Source organism: Pelomonas sp. Root1444 (genome assembly GCF_001426885.1).
In the GTDB taxonomy this organism is placed as follows: Bacteria; Pseudomonadota; Gammaproteobacteria; order Burkholderiales; family Burkholderiaceae_C; genus Pelomonas.
On sequence record NZ_LMFP01000013.1, the window covers coordinates 288,299 to 303,006 of the forward strand.

At 69.3% G+C, this 14,708-nt stretch carries 10 protein-coding genes; 5 read left to right on the forward strand and 5 right to left on the reverse strand.

The genetic code is table 11. The features are described 5' to 3' along the window. Positions 1-87: 87 nt before the first annotated feature. The gene (locus tag ASD35_RS14855; RefSeq protein WP_162254466.1) at positions 88-2,766 is read right to left on the reverse strand and encodes a TonB-dependent receptor; all 2,679 of its coding nucleotides are present in this window, start codon (positions 2,764-2,766) and stop codon (positions 88-90) included. 295 nt (positions 2,767-3,061) lie between these two features. Beyond that, complete coding sequence (locus ASD35_RS14860) at positions 3,062-3,295, reverse strand: DUF2805 domain-containing protein (protein WP_056875716.1); 234 nt, start codon at positions 3,293-3,295, stop codon at positions 3,062-3,064. A 151-nt stretch (positions 3,296-3,446) separates the two neighbouring features. On the opposite strand from ASD35_RS14860, the gene ASD35_RS14865 reads away from it, so the two are divergent. Beyond that, positions 3,447-4,184 (forward strand): alpha/beta hydrolase, encoded by a 738-nt coding sequence (locus tag ASD35_RS14865; protein ID WP_157275574.1) that lies wholly within the window; start codon positions 3,447-3,449, stop codon positions 4,182-4,184. After that, a complete protein-coding gene (locus ASD35_RS14870) occupies positions 4,181-5,953 on the forward strand; it encodes an ATP-dependent DNA helicase RecQ (RefSeq protein ID WP_235538352.1) in 1,773 nt (590 codons plus the stop codon). The genes ASD35_RS14865 and ASD35_RS14870 overlap by 4 nt, the downstream gene beginning before the upstream one ends. Positions 5,954-5,963: 10 nt before the next feature. Here the strand turns inward: ASD35_RS14870 and ASD35_RS14875 are convergent, their stop codons facing one another. From ASD35_RS14875 to ASD35_RS14885, 3 genes are all read right to left on the reverse strand, one after another. Further along, on the reverse strand, positions 5,964-8,018 hold the full coding sequence (locus ASD35_RS14875; RefSeq protein WP_082580173.1) for a DUF1631 family protein: 2,055 nt from the start codon (positions 8,016-8,018) through the stop codon (positions 5,964-5,966). Positions 8,019-8,094: 76 nt separating this feature from the next. Beyond that, the gene (locus tag ASD35_RS14880; protein ID WP_056875719.1) at positions 8,095-9,357 is read right to left on the reverse strand and encodes an acyl-CoA dehydrogenase family protein; all 1,263 of its coding nucleotides are present in this window, start codon (positions 9,355-9,357) and stop codon (positions 8,095-8,097) included. 68 nt (positions 9,358-9,425) lie between these two features. Then, complete coding sequence (locus ASD35_RS14885) at positions 9,426-11,417, reverse strand: monovalent cation:proton antiporter family protein (RefSeq protein WP_056875720.1); 1,992 nt, start codon at positions 11,415-11,417, stop codon at positions 9,426-9,428. 182 nt (positions 11,418-11,599) lie between these two features. On the opposite strand from ASD35_RS14885, the gene ASD35_RS14890 reads away from it, so the two are divergent. From ASD35_RS14890 to ASD35_RS14900, 3 genes are all read left to right on the forward strand, one after another. Continuing rightward, positions 11,600-12,871: a Glu/Leu/Phe/Val dehydrogenase gene (locus tag ASD35_RS14890; protein WP_056875721.1), complete on the forward strand. Its 1,272-nt coding sequence runs from the start codon at positions 11,600-11,602 to the stop codon at positions 12,869-12,871. 214 nt (positions 12,872-13,085) lie between these two features. After that, the gene (locus tag ASD35_RS14895) at positions 13,086-14,126 is read left to right on the forward strand and encodes an ABC transporter substrate-binding protein (RefSeq protein ID WP_056875881.1); all 1,041 of its coding nucleotides are present in this window, start codon (positions 13,086-13,088) and stop codon (positions 14,124-14,126) included. After that, a complete protein-coding gene (locus ASD35_RS14900; protein ID WP_056875722.1) occupies positions 14,123-14,701 on the forward strand; it encodes an SCO family protein in 579 nt (192 codons plus the stop codon). Before ASD35_RS14895 ends, ASD35_RS14900 begins: the two co-directional genes overlap by 4 nt. The last annotated feature ends 7 nt before the right edge of the window (positions 14,702-14,708 follow it).

The window sequence follows — 14,708 nt, forward strand, 5'->3', positions numbered from 1 at the left end:
AAGGCGCTAGGAAAAAAGGCGTTGCGCGGGGAAGGCCCGTGCAACGCCTCAACGAGGATGAACTCAATTTCTCAGATAACGCTCGAATCAGAGCTTCCAGCGTACGGACAGCCCGATCGTGCGGTCGTAGTAGCGCACGTCACGCACGATGGACGGGTTCTTGTCGAAGTAGTCGTGATAGGACTGGTTCAGCAGGTTGGTCACATCCAGCGACAGCGTCCACCGCTTGTCGAAGGTGTAGCCGAAGGACGCGTCCAGCGTGCGCAGAGGCGCAACCCAAAGCTCTCGGCCGGTGCTGCGATAGGGTTTCTCCGCCAGGAACTTATCGCGCCAGTTGTAAGCCAGGCGGCCGTAGACCGGACCATACTCGTACAAGCCCACCAAGTTGTAAGAGGCCTTGGACTGGCCAAGGAAGGGACCCTGCACACCATTCGGATCGGTTTGCTTGCCGGTCATGTAGGTGTAGTTGGCCTCCAGGCCAAAGCCGCCCAGCCAGCCGGGCAGGAAGTCGTAGAACTGGCGGTAGCTCAGCTCGTAGCCGTGCAGCTTGGCGTCGCTGATGTTGATCGGCTGAGTGACGTTGTACCGCGTGCCATTGATCGTCGTCTCAACCGTCTTGTCGAAGACCCGGTTCTTGAACTTGTGCTGGAAGGCAGTGGCGCTCACTGAGCCGGTGCGGGCAAAGTAGTATTCCAGCGACGCGTCCACGTTGGCCGACTCGGTGGGCTTCAGGTCGGGATTGCCGCCGGCAATGGTGCCATTCTGGGTCTGGATGACCGTGCCGTTTGACTGGGTTTGGAAGGTGCCGCCGGTGATTGTCTGACCCGGGTTGTACTGGTTGAAGCCGGGGCGCTCGATGGTCTTACCGGTCACCAGCCGGGCGATCAGCTTGGACGTCAGCTCCGCTCTGAGCGACAGCATGGGCAGCACATCGGTGCGGGAGGTGTCCATGTTCACGGGCGTGATGACGCCGGTGTTGGCATTGCGCGAGTTGCCCATCAGCTCTTGGCCGGTCTGCACGACGCGCAGACCGAACACGCCGGTCACCGGAACGCTGCCGACGTCGAAGCCGAACTTGGTGCGGCCGTAGATTGCCTTGGTAGTTTCGACGTCGTCGAACAGAGCCATTGGGTCGTACGGCGTCAGGGCGCCGTTGCCGCCGGTCAACAGCTTGCGGAATGCTTCACCATTGTTCAGCAGCCATTCGCGGTCAGCAAAGACGTACTGCTTGACACCGAAGTCGCCCCAGGTAGCCGGCGACACGGTGAACATGTCGGCATAAGCCGCCTGATTGACGGTCTGGCCGGTGCCAGGGAAAGCGGACTGCCAGGGCATGGAGGTGGATTGGGACAGCGCCTTGCGCTTGGCGAGGCGTACGCCGCCACTGACCTCGCGGAAGAAGCCGTCGCCCACGTCATAGGTCGCGTCGGCACGCCAGTCGGTGTTCTTGCCTTGGCGTTCCTGGCGCACGTCCACCCCGCCGTTGATGCGGAAGTTGGCCTTGTTGGTCATATCCAGGCCGGGGTAGTCGATGAAGCCGCCGCCGTCCTGCACCTTGGCCAGGACGCTCGTCGGGTTGTAGCCGCTGTCTAGGATGCGGTTGACGCCATCCCACTGGCTGTTGGTCACCGCCAGCTCGGAGGACAGGCGCAGGCGGTCCGTCACGTCCCAGTGGCCGCCGAGAGCCGTCTGCGCATTGCTGGCCAGATCATGCTTGGCTTGCGTGGACGTAAAGCCCCAGGTGTTGACGCCGTTGATCGTGTCGGCTAGATCGGTGCCGGGCTTAGCAGAGATCACCGTGCCGGCATTCGGGCGCCAAGTGCCGTTGTCGTTCCACATGCCGATGCCACCAACCAGGAAGGACTGCTGGAAGCGGTGGTCGATGGAGGTCGCAAAGCCTTCCAAGTAGACCTCTTTATCGGCGCTTGGCTTCCACTGAAGTGCGAAGTTGCCAGCCAGGCGCTTGCGGTCGCCCAGGTCCAGAACGCGACCCATCGCGTCGGAAGCCAGGATGGGGTTCGTGCGGCCCGGGACGACGATGGGTTGCGGATCGCCCACCCAGGCGCGCTCGTCGTGGTATTTGCCGCGCTGGTAGGACAGACCCACCAGGGCGCCGAATTCGCCCAGGTCGGTCTTCCAGCGGTTGGACGCCATGCCGCTGACGTCGGGGTTGTTGACATCGGCCTTGTCGCGGTGCTCCATGCGGCCGTTGACGTAGAGCTGCGCGCCCTTGAAGTCGAACGGGCGGTTGGTGCGCACGTCGATGACGCCGGCGGTGCCGCCTTCGGGCAGGCTGGCTTCCTGCGTCTTGTAGACATCGATGCGCTTGAGCATCGTCGCCGGGACGTCGGCCAGGAACAGGTTGCGGCCCGAGTCGGTGAAGAACTCGCGGCCGTTCAGCAGCGTGGCGACGCCGCCCAGGCCGCGCACGATGACCGTGCCCGCTTCGCCCATGCCGCGCTGAAGCTGCACGCCGGGCACGCGGCCCAGCAGTTCGGCGACGTTCTTGTCCGGGAACTTGCCGATGTCTTCGGCCACGATGGAGTCGACGACCTGGTCGGAGTTCTTCTTGATGGCCTGGGCCGTCTCGGCCGACGCGCGGGCGCCGGTAACGACCACGGTCTCCAGCTGCGTCTCGGTCTTGGCGGCTTCCTGCGCCACGGCCATGGTGGACAGCGCGGCCAGCGCGGCGGCGGCTGTCAGGCTCAGCGCGAAGCGGGAGGTGTTGGCGGCCGCGCGCAGCGGCACCAGGGCTGGTTTTCTCATCGTGTCTCCGGAATCGTTATGGAAGGACGGGAACCTCGGCAACCGTCCAGGCCTCTTTGGTGGGCCCGTGGGGCTGGGGTCTGAATTCATGCTAGGGGGCCGACCGATCCGCGACTAATCACATTTTTGGACTTGCCGATGCTGATTTGCGCATCGGCAGCACGGGTTAATCCGGGGTCTTCCCAGGGCGCGCCGGCGCCCGCGGCGGCTGCGCAGGCACAGCGCCGCCGCCGCGTTGTCGAGCGCATACAACAGCCAGGACCGCGCCAGGCCTTGGGGGGGCAGCGGGCCGGCTTCAGCGGCCGTGCGGCCAGGTCGACTTGGACGCCGGCCCCTTGGCCGCCTTGCCGCGCGCCGTCCACAGCTTGTAGGCGGTCGGTGTCAGTTCCCGCTTGAGCAACGCCACCAGCGCGCCGTGGCCGATGCCGTGTTCCAGCAACACCTTGTTGTAGGGCGGCCGGTCCTCCCACGCCGTGGCGATCACGCGCTTGAGGTCTTCGGGGCTGAGGCGGGGTGCGGTCTTGGCCATGGCGCATTGTCCAGGGCGCGTGTATCGCGTGTCCTACAAGACCTCTGCCGTCACGCTGGCATCGCCGCGGTTCGTCTGGCGCCAGCATCGGGCCACTCACTTTCAACGGCGCCCCGCCCCTGCAGCGATGACCTCTTCGACCACCTCCGCCGTGACCCTCCCGCCCAAGCCGGCCCGCGCGCCCAACCGCCGACCGGCTTTGTCGTTGCTGGCCTCCGAGCCCGCGCGCGCCACGCTGGAAGCCTGGCAGGCCCTGCTGCACTGGCGGCACACGCCGGCGCAGGTCGGGGCGGGGCACACCGTGGTGCTGTTCCCCGGCCTGGGCACCGACGGCCTGACCCTGTGGCCGCTGCGCCGCCACCTGGAACGCGCCGGGTTCCGGGCGCTGGACTGGGGCCAGGGCTTGAACACCGGGCCGCGCGGCGATGTCGACGCCTGGCTCGACCAGCTGGCGGACTCGCTGCACGAGCGCGTGGCGCCGGCGCGCGAGGTCAGCCTCGTCGGCTGGAGCCTGGGCGGCTTCTATGCCCGCGAACTGGCCAAGCGCTGGCACGACCGCGTGCACCACGTCATCACCATCGGCACGCCGTTCAACGGGAGTGCGGACGACACCAACGTGGGCTGGCTGTTCCGCCTGCTCAATGGCCGCCGCGCGCCTGACGAAGCCGCCCTGCGCGAGCGCCTGGCCGAGCCCCCGCCGGTGCCGACGATCTCGCTGTACAGCCGCCGCGACGGCGTCGTCGCCTGGAAGGCCTGCACGCACGCCCGCCGCTGGCCGCTGGCGCGCGACATCGAGGTGCAGGCCAGCCACATGGGCATGGGCTGGGCGCCCGAGGTGCTCCACCGCGTGACCGGCGTGCTGGCCTGCCGCCGCGGAGCGGCCGAATGAGCGCAACCGCCACCTGGCCGAGCCGCATGGGCCCGCGCGAGGACTCACCCAGCCCGTCCCCGGTGCCGGAGAAGCTGCCGCCGCGCGAGCCGGTCGTGCCCGCCAAGCTGCGCAGCACGCTCAAGCGCGTGTTCGGCCTGCGCGCGCTGCGGCCGGGCCAGGCCGAGGTCATCAACCGCGTGCTGGCCGGGCAGAACACGCTGGCCGTCATGCCCACCGGTGCCGGCAAGTCGCTGTGCTACCAGCTGCCGGCCGTGCTCAGCGACGCGCTGACGGTCGTCATCTCGCCGCTGATCGCGCTGATGAAGGACCAGTGCGACGCGCTCAACGCGCGCGGCGTGAAGTCCGTCGAGCTGCACTCGGCGCTGGACGCCAACCGGCGCCTGGAAGCCGAGGCGCTGCTCACGCGCGGCGCGGTGCGCGTGGTCTTCACGACGCCCGAGCGGCTGGCCGACGCGCGCACGCTCGTGCTGCTGCAATCGCAGCGCGTGGGCCTGCTGGTGGTGGACGAGGCGCATTGCATCTCGCAGTGGGGGCACGACTTCCGCCCCGCCTTCAGCGCGCTGCGCGACGCCCGCCGCGCCCTCGGCCGGCCGCCCGTGCTGGCGTTGACGGCCACGGCCGCCGTGCCGGTGCAGCGCGAGATCGCGCAGGCGCTGGGCATCCCGCGCGACGGCATCCTCAGCCACGGCGTCTACCGGCCCAACCTGCACCTCGTCGTCGAGCTGCCGCAGACCGAGGCCCAGCGCCGGGAATTCACCCTGCGCCGGCTGCGCGATTTCGTCGCCGGCGACGGCAGCGCGATCGTCTATTGCGCCACCGTCCGCGAGGCCATCGCGCTGCACCGGCAACTGCGCGAGGCCGAGCTGCCGGCAGGCCTGTACCACGGCAAGCTGCCCGCGAAGGAGCGCACCGCCGCGCAGGAGGCCTTCATGCGCGGCGAGCACCGCATCATGGTGGCCACCAACGCCTTCGGCATGGGCATCGACAAGCCCGACATCCGCCTGGTGCTGCACGCGCAGATGCCAGCTTCCATCGAGGCCTACGTGCAGGAATGCGGCCGCGCGGGCCGCGACGGCGAGCCGGCGGACTGCGTGCTGATGTTCCGCGAGGGCGACCGCGCGCTGCAGCAGTTCTTCGCCGGCGGCCAGGCGCCCAGCCGTGAGGAACTGGCCAGCGTTTGGCGGGCGCTGGCCACGCACACGCCCCAAGGCGGCTGGCTGCCGGCCGCGCTGGCCGAGATGGTGCGGCTGCCGCAGCGCCGGCTGGACCAGGTGCTGGCCACGCTGCGCTCGGTGCGCGCCGTGCGTTCCGTGGGCGGCGGCGACGCCGGCGGCCTGCGCCCGGCCACGCGGCGCGAGGCAGCCGCCGTCATCGACGCCGCCGAGGCTGCCGCGCAGCAGCGCCAGCAGCACGACCGCGACGGCCTCGCGGCCATGGTGCTCTATGCCAAGGCCGGCAGCTGCCGCTGGGCGGGCGTGCTGGCGCATTTCGGCGAGGCGCTGGGCGAAGGCCAGGCGCGCTGCGGGCATTGCGACAGCTGCGCGCGCTTCGAGACGCTGCTGGCGGCCGAACAGGCGCCGGAGCACGGCAGCGACATGCAGCCCACCCAGGCCCGCGCCTTCGAACCGGGCCAGCGCGTGCGCGTGCGCCGCTTCGGCTGGGGCGAGGTGCAGGACTGCAGCGCCGACGCGGTCAGCATCCTGTTCGCCCGCCACGGCCTGCGACAGATCCACCCCGACTTCGTGCTCGCCACGGCACGATCGTGAAGCAGCCGGGCTAGGCGCCTGCGCCGAGCTCCTGCAGCAAGCCGCCCAGCGCGCGCTGCACCGGGCTGGGCTCGGTCAGCTCGGTGGCCAGCCCCTCCCTGCGCAGCCGCCGCAGGCCCCGGCGCGTCATGGAATGCATGCCGCCGGCCAGGTTGCTGGTGAACATGAAGAACGCGCCGTTGTCGCTGGCCCAGGCCAGCTGCGCCGTCGCCCACACGCCCTGCAGGTTCAGCTTGCAGCGCAGGCCCGGACGCAGCGCATCGATCCAGTCGTCCAGCGGGTCACGACCGGCATCGTCCTCCAGTGCCATGGCGACGGTGGGCAGCGCGCCCACGTGGGTGTCGTGGCCCTGCCAGGCGGGCCGTGCGACCGGCTCGGCATCGACCGGTTCCGGCGCCGGTGCGGGTGCCGGTGGTTCGGGCACCGGCGGGGGCGTTTCGTTCGTCTCGGCGAGGTGCCGGCGATGGCTCTGCATCAGCTCGGCGAGCAGCCGCGTCCGGTGCTGCTGGGGCAGGTCGATCAAGGCCATGCCTTGCTGGACGCGGCCGATCAGCTTGGGCAGGCGCCGCCGCAGGTCCGCACGTTCGGCCGCCGTCGCCGGCCGCTGGAGGCTGGCCAGCAGCTCGTCCACCGTGCCGACCAGGGCCTGGGCCTCGGGCGACTCGGCCCCCTCGGTGGCCATGACCTTGGCCAGCACCTCGATCCACGGGCCACGCAGGAAGGTCTGCACCAAGGGGCTGACCTCTTGCGCCTTGGCCAGCTGCGCCTCGACCTGGTCGCGCATCAGGGGCAACAGCCGGCGCTCGGCCTCGCGCTGGCCCAGCGCATCCAGGACCGACAGCGTGCTCTCGACCTGCTGCTGCCGCTCCTCGTCGATGAAGGTCTGCACCTGCTGCAGCGCCTCGGCATAGACCCCGGGCTGGGCCGGCCGGCCCTCGGTCAGGCGGGTCACAAGGGGCTCCACGAAGCGCTGGAAGGCCGCGCCCCGCTCGGCGTCCTGGGCGGGCAGCGAACCCGCGTGGCCCACGATGCGGTTGATCAGCGCCCAGGCCGGATGCTGCTCGGAGTTCAGCACCGCGTCATCGTGCCGGGCCAGCTCGCGCACCGGCGCCTCCAGCCGTGCGATCGAGCCGCGCAGCGTCGGGGCCAGTTGCGGGTCGGCCAGCAGGCGCTCGAACAGCCGGCCCAGCAGCACGTGGCCGAGATCGGCCGTCGCGGGCTGGTGCACCGGCTGCCGCTCCAGGGCTTGCTCGCCGGGTGCCGGCGGCTGACCCGGCGCCACGGCGCGCGTGCTCATCCCCGCGAGCGCGCGTCGCAGCAGTGGCAAGCCTTGCATCAGCGCCTGCAGGTGTTCGGTGGGGATCGTCGCCACGGCGCCCGTGGTGGTGTCGGTGCCGGCGTCGGTGGCGGTGTTGGGCGCGAGGATGGCGCGGTAGCGCGGCGCCTGCAGTCCGGCCGCCTTGAGCCGGTCGGCCACGGTCGTCAGCAAAGGCCCCAGCTGGCGTACCAGCGTCGGTGCCGCCAGGCGCATCCACAGCGCCTGCTGTTCGGACTGCAACGTCTGCTCGTAGACGGTCCGGCTGACGGCGCGGGCGAACACGGGCGCGCCACAAGCCGTCGGGTCTTCACCCCAGGGCAGCTCCGGCAGCATGGCCATGGCCAGCCCCTGCAGCTCGCGCAATTCCCATTCCAGCCTGACGTCGGCCAGCTGCACGATGCGAGAGATCTCGACATCCTTCTCGGCCTGGGCCTCGTCGACCAGCGTCAGCTCGTCGATGTCGAAGCCGCTCAGCGCCGACGCCGCGCTGCCGCGGCCGAGCGCGCGCGCCTCGGCGCCCTGGATGCCATGCATCAGGTGGCCGGACAGGCACTCGCCGACATGCATGCGCAACGGCTCGACGACGGCCAGCAAGCCCGCGCAATGCCGGCGCTCCAGCCCCACGACGCCGGCCTGGCCCGGATCGCGCATCGCCTCCACCATCGCATCCACCCAGGCGGTCGAGAACGGCAGCACCTGGGACTCCAGGTATCTGACATGGCGGTCGAACTGGGGATGTACAGGCATGGCCGGCAGCGCTCCGTCGTCGGTGCGCCCACTCTAGCCCGTATGTCACGAGGTCGGCCCTCGTCGGCCAGCGCCCTCAGGCGCCGCGCGTGACGGGCATCGCGATCTTGTCGCTCGGCAACTTCATGTGGCGGGCCAGCTCCAGCTTGGCCAGCGAGTTGCGGTGCACCTCGTCCGGGCCGTCGGCAAAGCGCAGCGTGCGCTGGTGGGCCCACATCATCGCCAGCGGTGTGTCCTGCGACACGCCGGCGCCACCGAACACCTGCATGGCCCAGTCGATGACCTGCAGCGCCATGTTGGGCGCGACGATCTTGATCATCGCGATCTCGGCCTTGGCGACCTTGTTGCCCACCGTGTCCATCATGTAGGCGGCCTTCAGCGTCAGCAGGCGCGCCTGCTCGATCATGCAGCGCGCCTCGGCGATGCGCTCCTGCGTGACGGTCTGCTGCGCGATGGTCTTGCCGAAGGCCGTGCGCGAGATGGCGCGCTCGCACATCAGCTGCAGCGCGCGCTCGGCCGCGCCGATGGAGCGCATGCAGTGGTGGATGCGGCCCGGGCCCAGGCGGCCCTGCGCGATCTCGAAGCCGCGTCCCTCGCCCAGCAGGATGTTGCTGGCCGGCACGCGCACGTTCTTCAGCTCGACCTCCATGTGGCCGTGGGGCGCGTCGTCATAGCCGAACACGGACAGCGCGCGGACGACGGTGATGCCCGGCGTGTCGGCCGGCACGACGATCATCGACTGCTGCTCGTGGCGGCCGGCCTCGGGATTGGTCTTGCCCATGACGATGTAGACGGCGCAGCGCGGGTCGCCGGCGCCGCTGCTCCACCACTTGCGGCCGTTGATGACGTAGTCGTCGCCGTCGCGCTCGATGCGGCATTCGATGTTGGTCGCGTCCGACGACGCCACGGCCGGCTCGGTCATCAGGAAGGCCGAACGGATCTCGCCGCGCAGCAGCGGCTCCAGCCAGCGGTCCTTCAGCGCTTCGGACGCATAGCGCTCCAGCGTCTCCATGTTGCCGGTGTCCGGCGCCGAGCAGTTGAAGACCTCGGGCGCCCAGAACACGCGGCCCATGATCTCGCACATCGGCGCGTATTCGAGGTTGGACAGGCCCTCCGGCGCGCGGCTGGACTTGGGCAGGAACAGGTTCCACAGCCCGGCGGCGCGGGCCTTGGGCTTGAGTTCCTCGATGACCTGCAGGGGCTGCCACACGTTGCCGGCGCGGCGGTTGGCCTCGATCTCTTCGAAGTAGCGGCGCTCGTTCGGGTAGATGTGCTCGTCGAAGAAGGCGAGCAGGCGTTCGCGCATCTGCGCGACCTTGGGGCTGTAGTCGAAGTTCATGGCGCGGCTTTCCCGTTCGTGTGCCGCCAGTGTGGCGCAGCGAGGCCGCCGGCCTTGTCACGCAGGCATCAGCCCGACAACAGCTTCTCTTCGGCCAGCGCCAGCGCCGCGGGCATGCCGCTGAGGACCAGCGTGTCGCCGCCGGCCAGCGTCGCGCCGTCGACGAGCAAGCCCTTGCCGTCGGCGCGCCGCAGGGACACCACGGCGATACCCAGCGCATGCAGGGCCAGGTCGTCCAGCGGCCGGCCGGCATGCGGGCTGACGGTGGGCAGCGTGACGGAGGCCAGCCGCTCCTGGGCCAGCTCGTCGACGGTGTCGTCGTCGGCGCCGTGGAAGTAGCCGCGCAGCAGGCCGTAGCGCTTGTCGCGCGCATCGCGCGTGATGCGGATGACGCGCCGCATCGGCACGCCCACGAGTGCCAGCGCATGCGAGGCCAGCATCAGCGAGCCCTCGATGGCCTCGGGCACCACCTCGGTGGCGCCGGCCGCCTTGAGGCGCTCCAGGTCGCTGTCGTCGATGGTGCGCACGACGACCGGCACGCGCGGCGCATGGGCCCGCACGAGGTCGAGGATCTTCAGCGCCGACGGCGTGTCGTGATAGCTGACCACCACCGCGCTGGCGCGCGCCAGGCCCGCGGCCATCAGGCTCTGCACCTTGGCCGCGTCACCGAAGACGACGCTCTGCCCGGCCGCCGCCGCCTGGCGCACGCGGTCGGGGTCGAGGTCCAGCGCCATGTAGGGGATGTGCTCGCCCTCCAGCAGCCGCGCCAGGTTTTGGCCCGAGCGGCCATAGCCGCAGATGATGACGTGGGCCTCGGTCTTGATGCTCTTCTTGGCGATACTCGTCAGCTGCACCGACTGCATCAGCCAGTCGCTGCTGGACAGCTTCATGACGATGCGGTTGCTGTACATGATCAGGATGGGCGTGGCCAGCATGGACAGCACCATGCTCGCCAGCACCGGGCTGACCCACTGCGGCGCCACCAGCCCGTGCTGGGCACCCAGCGTCAACAGCACGAAGCCGAACTCGCCCGCCTGCGCGAGGTACAGGCCGGTGCGCAGCGCCACGCCCGGCGGCGACTTGAACAACCGCGCCAGGCCGGCGATGAGCGCGAACTTGGCCAGCACCGGCAGGGCGGTCAGCAGGATGATGAGCCACCAGTGGTCCACCACCGGCCGCCAGTCCAGCTTCATGCCGATGGTGATGAAGAACAGCCCGAGCAGCACATCGTGGAAGGGCCGGATGTCGGTCTCCACCTGGTGGCGGTACTCGGTCTCGGAGATCAGCATGCCGGCCACGAACGCGCCCAGCGCCAGGCTCAGGCCGGCGTGCTCGGTCATCCAGGCCAGGCCCAGCGTGACCAGCAGCAGGTTGAGCATGAAGAGCTCGTCGCTCTTGCGGCGCGCCACCAGCGTGAGCCACCAGCGCATCGCCTTCTGGCCGCCGTACAGCAGCACGCCCAGCAGGCCGGCCGCCTTCAGCCCGGCCCAGGCCAGCGCGCTCACCATCTCGCTGCCGCTGCTGTTCAGCGCCGGGATCAGCACCAGCAGCGGCACCACGGCCAGGTCCTGGAACAGCAGCACGCCCATGACCAGCTTGCCGTGCGGGCTCTCCAGTTCCAGCCGCTCGGCCATCAGCTTGACGACGATGGCGGTGGAGCTCATCGCCATGGCCGCGCCCAGCACGAGCGAACCCTGCCAGTTCAGCTCCCAGGCCACGCCCAACATCGCGAAACCGGCGATCAGCAGGGCGTTGCCGAGCATGGCGCCGGCGATGGTCAGCGTCACCTGCGCCATGCCGATGCCGAACACGGCCGTCTTCAGCGCGCGCAGCTTGGGCAGGTTGAACTCCAGCCCGATGGCGAACATCAGGAACACGACACCGAACTCCGCCAGGTACTGGATGCTGGCCGAGTCATGCGCGAAGGCCAGCGCGTTCGGCCCGATCAACACGCCCACCGCGAGATAACCCAGCATGGGCGGCAGCTTCAGCGAACGGCAGATCACCACGCCGAACACGGCGGCCACAAGATAGAGGAGGGCGAGATCGAGGGAGGTCACCGGGCGATGGTATTCGGCGCGGCAAGGGGGTTCACGTCACGCCTTCCCGGGTGTGAAATCCGCCGCCGGCCAGCACCCATGCATTGCACGCATGGCCGCATACGCACTTGGCTAGACATGTCCTGGCGCCGGGGGCGGCCTTCGCGCTACCGTTCGCCCCACTCAAAGTTACGGAGCATTTCATGCCCAACCTGTCGTTTGTTTCGCCCACGCGCAACAGCCCGTGGGGAACGTACCTGTCCCAGATCGACGCGGTCGAGCCCTATCTCGGGCACCTGCGCCGCTGGGTCGAAACGCTGCGCCGCCCCAAGCGCGCGCTCATCGTCGACATCCCCATCGAGCTGGACAACGGCACCATCGCCCACTATGAGGGCTACCGCGTCCAGCACAGCCTGACGCGTGGCCCCGGCAAGGGCGGCGTGCGCTACCACCCGGACGTGACGCTGGAAGAGGTGATGGCGCTGTCGGCCTGGATGACGGTCAAGAACGCCGCCGTCAACCTGCCGTACGGCGGTGCCAAGGGCGGCATCCGCCTCGATCCGTCGGCGCTGTCGATGAAGGAGCTGGAGAAGGTTACGCGCCGGTACACCAGCGAGATCGGCATCATCATCGGCCCCAACCAGGACATCCCCGCGCCGGACGTGAACACGAACGGCAAGATCATGGCCTGGATGATGGACACCTACTCGATGAACACCGGCGCCACGGCGACCGGCGTCGTCACCGGCAAGCCCATCGAACTGGGCGGCTCGCTGGGCCGCGTGGCCGCCACCGGCCGCGGCGTGTTCGTCGTCGGCCGCGAAGCGATGCGCCGCCTCAACGTCGAGATGGACCACGCGCGCGTCGCCGTGCAGGGCTTCGGCAACGTCGGCTCCATCGCCGCCAAGCTGTTTGCCGCCAACGGCGCCAAGATCGTCGCCGTGCAAGACCACACCGGCACCATCGTCAACCACAACGGCTTCGACATGACCGACCTGCTGGAGCACGTGGCGCAAACGCGCGGCGTGGCCGGCTTCAAGGGCGGCGACATGATCGCCAACGAAGACTTCTGGGACATCAAGAGCGACATCCTGATCCCCGCGGCGCTGGAAGGCCAGATCACCGCGGAGCGCGCCCAGCGCATCCAGACCCGCCTGGTGATCGAGGGCGCCAACGGCCCGACCACGCCGGACGGCGAGGCCGTGCTGGCCGACCGCGGCATCGTCGTGGTGCCGGACGTGATCGCCAACGCCGGCGGCGTGACCGTGTCCTACTTCGAGTGGGTGCAGGACTTCTCGTCCTTCTTCTGGACCGAGGACGAGATCAACGTGCGCCTGGACAAGATCCTGATCGGCGCCTTCAAGCACATCTGGGAAACCGGCGAGCAGTACAAGATCCCGCTGCGCACGGCCGCCTTCACGGTGGCTTGCACACGGGTGCTGCAGGCGCGCGAGGAGCGCGGCCTGTACCCGTGATCCGGTAGCCCCTGCGGGGTTGTTCCCCGGGGGTATTGCGGGCCGGGCGATGTGCTTGCGGCTCAATGCCGCAAGCATCGCCGCCCCCGTGGGGGGCGGAGGCCGGACATGGCCAGTCCTGTGGCGAGCAGCCTCACGTAGGTACATAGGCACAATTCGGTCAACGCGCATGGACAGCCGGCACGAAGTTGGCACAGTCGCACGCGCCTTGGTCATGACCCTCGAACTGCCTGAATCCCTCTCCACCGGCCTAGCCCGCCGGCAATTGCTGCGCGGTGCGCTCGCCGGCGCGTTGCCGGCACTCGGCCTGCCCGCGGCGGCGGCCCCCGGCCCGCTGGTGGTGGGCGGCCTGCCCGTCACCTGCAACCTGACGCTGCCGGTCGCCTGCATGGCGCGCGCCACCAGCAACAAGGCGGCCGGCAGCAAGGCCTTCGAGTTCGAGTACAGCAAGTACAACGGCTGGCCCGAGATCAAGGAATCGCTGATGACGGGCCGCATCCAGGCGGCCTACATGCTGGCGCCGCTGGTGATGGACCTGGCGGACAAGCGCATCCCCGTCAAGATCGTCTCGCTGGGGCACCGCTCGGGCGCGGTGATCATGGTGCGCACCGATTCGCCGTACAAGAAGTTCAAGGACCTCGCCGGCAAGCGCATCGCCATCCCCAGCCGCTTCGCGGTGGACTTCCTGTTCCTGCGCAAGATGCTCGCCGCAGAGGGGATGAGCCCGAAGGACATCCAGATCATCGAGATGCCGCCGCCCGACATGCCGGCGGCCCTGTTTGCCAAGGCGGTGGACGGCTACTGCACCGGCGAGCCCTTCGGCGCCGCTGCGCAGAAAGCCGGCTATGCCAAGCCGCTGCGCATGACGCGCGACGAATGGCGCAATTACATCTGCTGCGTGCTGACGGTGCGCGAGGAGCTCATCAAGGAAAACCGGCCGCTGGTGCAGAACCTCGTGGACCACGTGCAGGGCGCCGGCAACTGGCTGGACCAGCAGGCCGCCAACCGCGAGAAGGCCATCCAGATCGCCGCGGGCCGCAAGTTCTTCAACCAGGACCCCAACATCCTGCGCTTCGTGATGGAGAACCCGACGGACCGCGTGACCTACGGCGACCTGCGCATGATCCGCGCCGAGTTCGACGAGCTGATGCAGCTGTCCGTCGAGGCCGGCACGCTCAAGGCCCCGGTGTCCTACGAGAAGTATGTCGACGAAAGCTTCGTGAAGGCCGCCAAGGTCGCCCCGATTCCGATATGAAACGTCGCACCGTCCTGCTGGCCGCGCTGCCGGCCGCCGCCTTCGCCAACACGCCAGCGCGACTGAAGGCCGGCGTCTTCGAGCCCGCGCAGCCCGCGCCCGAGTTCGCGCTCAAGGGCAGTGACGGCATCGAGCTGAAGCTGGCCCGTTTCAAGGGCAAGCTGGTGCTGCTGATGTTCGGCTTCACGAACTGCCCCGAGGTCTGCCCGACGACGCTGGCCACGCTGGCCCAGGCGCGCAAGCAGCTCGGCGCCGATGCGGCGGACGTGCAGGTCGTGTACGTGACCGTCGACCCCGAACGCGACGACGTGAACCGCATCCGCCAGTACCTCGCCGCCTTCGACCCGACCTTCGTCGGCGGCACCGAGACGCCCGCCAGGCTGGCCGAGATGCGCAAGCGCTACGGCGTCGTCGCCGAGAAGATCCCCAAGCCGCAAGCCAACGCCTACGGCATGAACCACTCGACCTCGGTCTACGTCATCGACCGCGCCGGCAAGCTGCGGGCCATGATGCCCTACGGCCACGAGGCCAAGGACTTCGTCCACGACCTCAAGCTGCTCTTGGCGGCGAAGTGAAGCGCGG

Bases quoted from the DNA above. Each gene is read 5' to 3' on its own strand.
- ASD35_RS14855 (WP_162254466.1), bottom strand. From the start codon at position 2,766: ATGAGAAAACCAGCCCTGGTGCCGCTGCGCGCGGCCGCCAACACCTCC.
- ASD35_RS14860 (WP_056875716.1), bottom strand. From the start codon at position 3,295: ATGGCCAAGACCGCACCCCGCCTCAGCCCCGAAGACCTCAAGCGCGTG.
- ASD35_RS14870 (WP_235538352.1), top strand. From the start codon at position 4,181: ATGAGCGCAACCGCCACCTGGCCGAGCCGCATGGGCCCGCGCGAGGAC.
- ASD35_RS14875 (WP_082580173.1), bottom strand. From the start codon at position 8,018: ATGCCTGTACATCCCCAGTTCGACCGCCATGTCAGATACCTGGAGTCC.
- ASD35_RS14880 (WP_056875719.1), bottom strand. From the start codon at position 9,357: ATGAACTTCGACTACAGCCCCAAGGTCGCGCAGATGCGCGAACGCCTG.
- ASD35_RS14890 (WP_056875721.1), top strand. From the start codon at position 11,600: ATGCCCAACCTGTCGTTTGTTTCGCCCACGCGCAACAGCCCGTGGGGA.
- ASD35_RS14895 (WP_056875881.1), top strand. From the start codon at position 13,086: ATGACCCTCGAACTGCCTGAATCCCTCTCCACCGGCCTAGCCCGCCGG.
- ASD35_RS14900 (WP_056875722.1), top strand. From the start codon at position 14,123: ATGAAACGTCGCACCGTCCTGCTGGCCGCGCTGCCGGCCGCCGCCTTC.